This window comes from Nocardia farcinica (genome assembly GCF_029867845.1).
Taxonomy (GTDB): Bacteria; Actinomycetota; Actinomycetes; order Mycobacteriales; family Mycobacteriaceae; genus Nocardia; species Nocardia farcinica_A.
Genome location: NZ_JARWRU010000936.1, coordinates 1 through 5,856, shown reverse-complemented (window position 1 = coordinate 5,856; position 5,856 = coordinate 1). Strand labels below are relative to the sequence as shown.

Sequence of the window (5,856 nt, the reverse complement as noted above, 5' to 3'; positions counted from 1 at the left end):
GGTCCTCGGCGACGCCGCCCACGCCCGCCTCGACGAGCTGGCGTCGGATACCCGCGCGCAGGTCGAGTCCGGGCGTTCCGCGCACCGTGGTGGTGGCGCTGCCGGGCAGGTGGGCCTCCACGTCGGCGCGCATGGCGGCGGGCACCTCGTACTGCCTGCCCGAGGCGGCCGGGCCGAGGAAGGCCCCGATGCGTTCGGGACGGGCGCCGAGGGAGAGCATGGTGTCCAGCACGCGCGGCACGATGCCGATGCGGGCGCCGATGCGGCCCGCGTGGACGGCGGCGATCACGCCCGCCTCGTCGTCGGACAGCAGCACCGGCACGCAGTCGGCGGTCAGCACGACCAGCGCCAGACCGGGCACGGTGGTGACCAGCGCATCGGTGGCCGGCACCGGCTCGGCGCGCGGGCCGTCGACCACCTCGACGTTGCGGCCGTGGATCTGCTCCATCCAGACCAGCCGATCCGGCGCGAGGCCGATGCCCTCGGCCAGCCGGAGACGGTTGCGCCGCACGGCTTCCGGGTCGTCGCCCACATGGTCGCCGAGGTTGAACGTGTCGTACGGCGGCGCGGAGCAGCCACCGGCACGCGTGGTGGTGACCCGGCGGACGGTCAGCGTGGGAGCGGTCATGGTTCCGAGCGTAGTAGCCGTGCGAGCGTGCCCGCACCAACGTTCGCGGGCACGCAGGTCAGCGGCCCGCGCCTGCCGGCAGGCACGGCCACGGGCCCGTCGGTCTCACCACGACGCGGGGTGCGCCGCCACGACCGGCGGCGCGGCGCGTGTCAGCGGCGCATGAAGTCCGGCACGTCCACGTCGTCGTCGGGATCGGCGTCCTGGATGTGCGAGCGGCTGTTGTGCGCGACGGTCGGCTCGGTCGGCCGCATACGGTCGGTGTCGCGGTAGTTCGGGACAGCGCCCCGCCCCGAGCCGAGCGAGCCCGCCGAGGAGGACGCCGAGGCCGAGGCCCCGCTCATCGGCTCGGAACTCCTGGCAGGGGCCGACGAGGAGGACAGCTCGCCCGCGCGGCTGCTGATCTCCCCCGCCCGGCCGGAGCCGATCGATCCCCTGGTGTGCGGCGCGTCGAAGCTGCGCCGCGACGGGCTGCCGCCGTCGAAGCCCGCGGCGATGACGGTCACGCGCACCTCGTCGCCGAGCGAGTCGTCGATGACCGTGCCGAAGATGATGTTGGCCTCGATGTGGGCGGCCTCCTGCACCAGCGAGGCCGCCTCGTTGATCTCGAACAGACCGAGGTCGGACCCGCCCGCGATCGACAGCAGCACGCCGTGCGCGCCGTCCATGGAGGCCTCGAGCAGCGGCGAGTTGATCGCCGCCTCCGCCGCTTTCACCGAACGGCCCTCGCCCCGCGAGGAGCCGATGCCCATCAGCGCGCTGCCCGCGCCGGACATGACGCTCTTGACGTCGGCGAAGTCGACGTTGATCAGACCGGGGGTGGTGATCAGATCGGTGATGCCCTGCACACCGTTGAGCAGCACCTCGTCGGCGGAGCGGAAGGCGTCCATCAGGCTGACCGCCGCGTCGCCGAGCTGCAGCAGCCGGTCGTTGGGGATCACGATGAGCGTGTCGCAGGACTCGCGCAGCATGTTGATGCCGACCTCGGCCTGGTTGCCGCGCCGCTTGCCCTCGAAGGAGAACGGCCGGGTGACCACGCCGATGGTCAGCGCGCCGAGCTTGCGCGCGATGCTGGCCACGACGGGCGCGCCGCCGGTGCCGGTGCCGCCGCCCTCACCCGCGGTGACGAAGACCATGTCGGCGCCCTTGAGCACCTCTTCGATCTCGTCCTTGTGGTCCTCGGCCGCCTTGCGACCGACCTCGGGGTCGGCGCCTGCTCCGAGACCACGGGTGAGCTCACGGCCGACGTCGAGCTTGACGTCGGCATCGCTCATCAGCAGCGCCTGCGCGTCGGTATTGACCGCGATGAACTCGACTCCCTTGAGTCCCTGTTCGATCATCCGGTTGACGGCATTCACGCCGCCGCCGCCGATACCGACGACCTTGATCACCGCAAGGTAGTTGTGCGGGGGCGTCATGGGCTCTCGCCTTCCTTCGATCCAAGCCTGTCATTTCGGAAACCCTGAACCTCAACCATAGGGTTAGTGTTATGTCAAGTATCCGACTGCTGCGGAACGCTATTCGCCGCTGCCGCGATACGCGCGCAGGCGCGCCGAGACGGAGAACAGAATCTCCCCGGAACGCAGATGGAATCGATCACTTGACCGTGACCAGATTCGGACTCGAAACGTCGAACACCGTGCCCTCTCGCGTCAACAGCGGCAACACCACCGCCGCCTTGCGTTCGGCGTCGTCCGCTGCGCCCCACATTACCGTGCGTCCGTCGGCCAGCCGTAACGAGATGTCCGAAATCGACCGCGCCAGAACCTGCTCCACCTGGATGTTCAGGGCCGGGGGCAGCGCGTTCACCACGGTCACCGCCGCGCGCGTCAGCTCGTCGGCGCCGCCGGGACGGTCGGTGACCAGCTGCGGCAGGCCGATCGGCGGCGGTTCGACGGCGAACTCCACCGCGTCGCGGTCGAGCAGGTGCGCCCCCTCCGGCGCGTCGAACCACAGCACGGCGCGTCGCTCGTCCACGGTGACCCGCACGGTGGACGGATAGACCCGCTCCACCTTCGCCGAGCGGACCTTGGCGATGGCGGCCACCCGCTCGGCCATGGCCACCGTGTCGATCCGCATCAGCGACAGCCCCTCCGGGATGTCGAGCCGCTCGCGCACCTGCTCCTCGGGAATGGCCGAGATGCCGTTGATCTCGATGGTGCGCACCGCCAGCGCGGGGGTGAACCATGCGATCGACAGCAGCGCCGTGAGCACGATCACCCCGGCCAGCGCCCACCAGCGAACCCGTCGCAACCCACCGGGCCCGAGCAGTTCACCCGCGGTGCGCACCCGGCTCACCGCCCGTACTGGGGCCGTGCCCGTAGGCCGTCGAGGATCTGGCTGCCGAGCATCGTGACATCGCCCGCGCCCATGGTGATCACCACGTCACCCGCACGCGCCAGCCCGGCCACCTGGCGGCCGACCCGGGACATGTCCGGCTGGTAGTGCACCGGCGAGGTGACCGCCTGGGCGACCAGGGCGCCGTTGACGCCGGGCAGCGGCTCCTCGCGCGCGCCGTAGACATCGAGCACCACGACCTCGTCGGCCAGGCTCAGCGCGGCGCCGAACTCCTCGGCGAACGTGGCGGTGCGGCTGTAGAGATGCGGCTGGAAGACCACGATCACCCGGCCCCGGCGCGAGCGGGCGCCGTCGCGCGCCTCCTGGTCGACCAGCGCGGCCGCGGCGCCGAGCACCGCCCGCACCTCGGTGGGATGGTGGGCGTTGTCGTCCAAGACGCGCACGCCGTTCTCCCTGCCGACGAACTGGAAGCGCCGGTGCACCCCGCCGAAACCCTCCAGGCCCTGGATGATCTCGTCGATGTCGGCGCCGGTGGCCCGCGCGGCCAGCAGTGCGCCGAGCGCGTTGAGCGCCATGTGCCTGCCCGGCACCGACAGCCGCAGCGAACGCGGCGTGGTCTCCTCGCCGAGCTGGAACTGCGCCACTCCCCCGACGTCGCGCGGCTCCCAGTCGTGCAGCCGCGCGCCCACCGGCACCGGGGCGTCGGCGAGTTCGCCGGAGCCGTAACCGAGTACGCGCACACCGCGCTCGGCCAGCCGGGGCCCGACGCGTTCGGCGAGCGCGCGTGAGCCGGGATCGTCCAGGCAGACCACCAGCAGCCCGCCCTCGGTCAGGCGGTCGGCGAAATCGTCGAAGACCTGGATGTAGGCGGCGTCGGTGCCGAAGAAGTCCAGGTGGTCGGACTCGATGTTGGTGACCACCGCGACATCGGGGTCGTACTGCAACAGCGAGCCGTCGCTCTCGTCGGCCTCGGCGACGAAGTCCTCGCCGGTGCCGTGGTGGGCGTTGGTGCCCGCCTCGTTGAGCTCGCCGCCCACGGCGAAGGAGGGATCGAGGCCGCAGTGCTGCAGGGCCACGATCAACATCGAGGTGGTCGAGGTCTTGCCGTGCGTGCCCGACACCAGCAGGGTGCGGTGCCCGCGCATGAGCGAGGCCAGCACGGTCGGCCGCAGCAGCACCGGGATGTCGCGGCGATTGGCCTCGACCAGTTCGGGATTGGTCTTGGGAATCGCGGCGTAGGTGGTGACCACGGCGGTGGGGCCGCCGTCGAGCAGGTCGAGCGCGCCCGCGTCGTGGCCGATGCGGACCAGGGCGCCGCGGGCCCGCAGCGCGAGCACACCGCGGCTCTCCTTGGCGTCGGAGCCGGAGACCTCACCGCCGCGCGAGAGCAGGATGCGCGCGATGCCCGACATGCCCGCGCCGCCGATGCCGACCATGTGCACCCGGCGCAGCTCCGGCGGCAGGGCCGAGCGCGGATCGTTCGCGCCGCCCGCGGCGTTGGTGCCGAGCACGTCGTCCGCGCTCGCCCCGGCGGGGACCTCGGCGCCGTTCGTGCCGTGCACGGCGCTCACAGCGCGGCCCGCACGGCGATGCGTGCCACCTCGTCGGCGGCGTCGCGATGTCCGGCGCCCGCGGCGGCACGGCCCATCTCGGTCAACCGGGTTCGGTCCAGCAGCAGCGGAATCACCTCGTCGATCACGTACTTCGGGGTCAGTTCCTGGTCGGGAACGATTCTGCCACCGCCCTTCGTGACGATCGGGCGGGCGTTGAACTCCTGTTCGCCGTTGCCGTGCGGCAGCGGCACGTAGAACGCGGGCAGCCCCACCGCGGACACCTCGGCGACGGTCATCGCACCCGAGCGGCACACCACCGCGTCGGCGGCCGCATAGGCCAGGTCCATCCGCGACAGGTACGGCACCGCCACGTAGCGCGCCTGGCCCGTCGCCACGGGCACCTCCAGGGTGTTCTTCGGCCCGTGCGCGTGCAACACCGAGATGCCCGCCGCGGCCAGTTGCGGCGCGGCGGCCGATACCGCCTCGTTCAGGCTGCGCGCGCCCTGCGAGCCGCCGAACACCAGCAGCACCGGGCCCTCACCGGGCAGACCGAAATGGGCGCGGGCCTCCCTGCGCAGGCCGTCACGGTCGAGCGTGGTGATGGACTCGCGCACCGGGATGCCGACCACGCGCGCGCCGGGCAGCCCCGAGTCCGGCACCGCGGCCAGCACCTGCGCCGCCACCCGCGCGCCGATCTTGTTGGCGATGCCCGCCTTGGCGTTGGCCTCGTGCACGATGACCGGCACCGCGCGCCTGCGCCGCAGCAGCCCCCGGCCCGCCGCGAGATAGGCGGGCAGCGCCACGTAGCCGCCGAAGCCGATGATCACATCCGCCTCGACCGCGTCGATGATCGCGCGGGTGCGGCGCACCGAGGCCCGCACCCGGGCAGGCAGTTTCAGCAGGTCGAGGGTCGGCTTGCGCGGCAGCGGCACCGGCGGGATCAGCTCGAGCGGGTAGCCGCGCTCGGGCACCAGCCTGGTCTCCAGACCGCGTTCGGTGCCGAGCGCCGTCACCTGGATCGAGGGATCGAGCCTGCGCAGCGCGTCGGCGACCGCGAGAGCCGGTTCGATGTGTCCCGCTGTGCCGCCGCCCGCGACGATCACCGACATCCTCGCGGACGAGGGCAGCGAACCGGAATCGTTCGTGGTCACCTGATACTCCTCCACCGGGCTCGTCGAGCACGTCGCCCGTCACTCACCTGTATCTTCCCCGTTCGTTCGCGTGCGGCATCGGGTAGGTCGGCTCCCAGGCCCTCGTGGCCCGCGCCGAACTGGTCCCCCGGCTCTCCCCCGACCGCCTGCGCGGCGCAGGCTTGCCCGCGCCGCCCCGCGCGGCGCGCGCCTGCGCCGCCTTGGGCTGTCCGCCGCCCCTGCCCTG

5 protein-coding genes are annotated in these 5,856 nt (G+C 72.4%); all 5 read right to left on the bottom strand.

From position 1 onward, the window contains the following. Window positions 1-628 (bottom strand): peptidoglycan editing factor PgeF (gene pgeF / locus QH283_RS20610; protein WP_280504619.1); only part of this gene is annotated, 628 nt, incomplete at its 3' end. A gap of 152 nt (window positions 629-780) precedes the next feature. Next, on the bottom strand, window positions 781-2,046 hold the full coding sequence (gene ftsZ, locus QH283_RS20605; RefSeq protein ID WP_280504618.1) for a cell division protein FtsZ: 1,266 nt from the start codon (window positions 2,044-2,046) through the stop codon (window positions 781-783). Between the two features lie 178 nt (window positions 2,047-2,224). Then, entirely contained in the window at window positions 2,225-2,926 is a 702-nt protein-coding gene (locus QH283_RS20600; RefSeq protein WP_348538296.1) for a cell division protein FtsQ/DivIB, read from the bottom strand. After that, the gene (gene murC / locus QH283_RS20595; RefSeq protein ID WP_280504621.1) at window positions 2,923-4,362 is read right to left on the bottom strand and encodes a UDP-N-acetylmuramate--L-alanine ligase; all 1,440 of its coding nucleotides are present in this window, start codon (window positions 4,360-4,362) and stop codon (window positions 2,923-2,925) included. The genes QH283_RS20600 and murC overlap by 4 nt, the downstream gene beginning before the upstream one ends. A 131-nt stretch (window positions 4,363-4,493) precedes the next feature. After that, window positions 4,494-5,588, bottom strand: coding sequence for an undecaprenyldiphospho-muramoylpentapeptide beta-N-acetylglucosaminyltransferase (gene murG / locus QH283_RS20590; protein WP_280504620.1), 1,095 nt, complete (start codon window positions 5,586-5,588; stop codon window positions 4,494-4,496). Window positions 5,589-5,856: the final 268 nt, after the last annotated feature.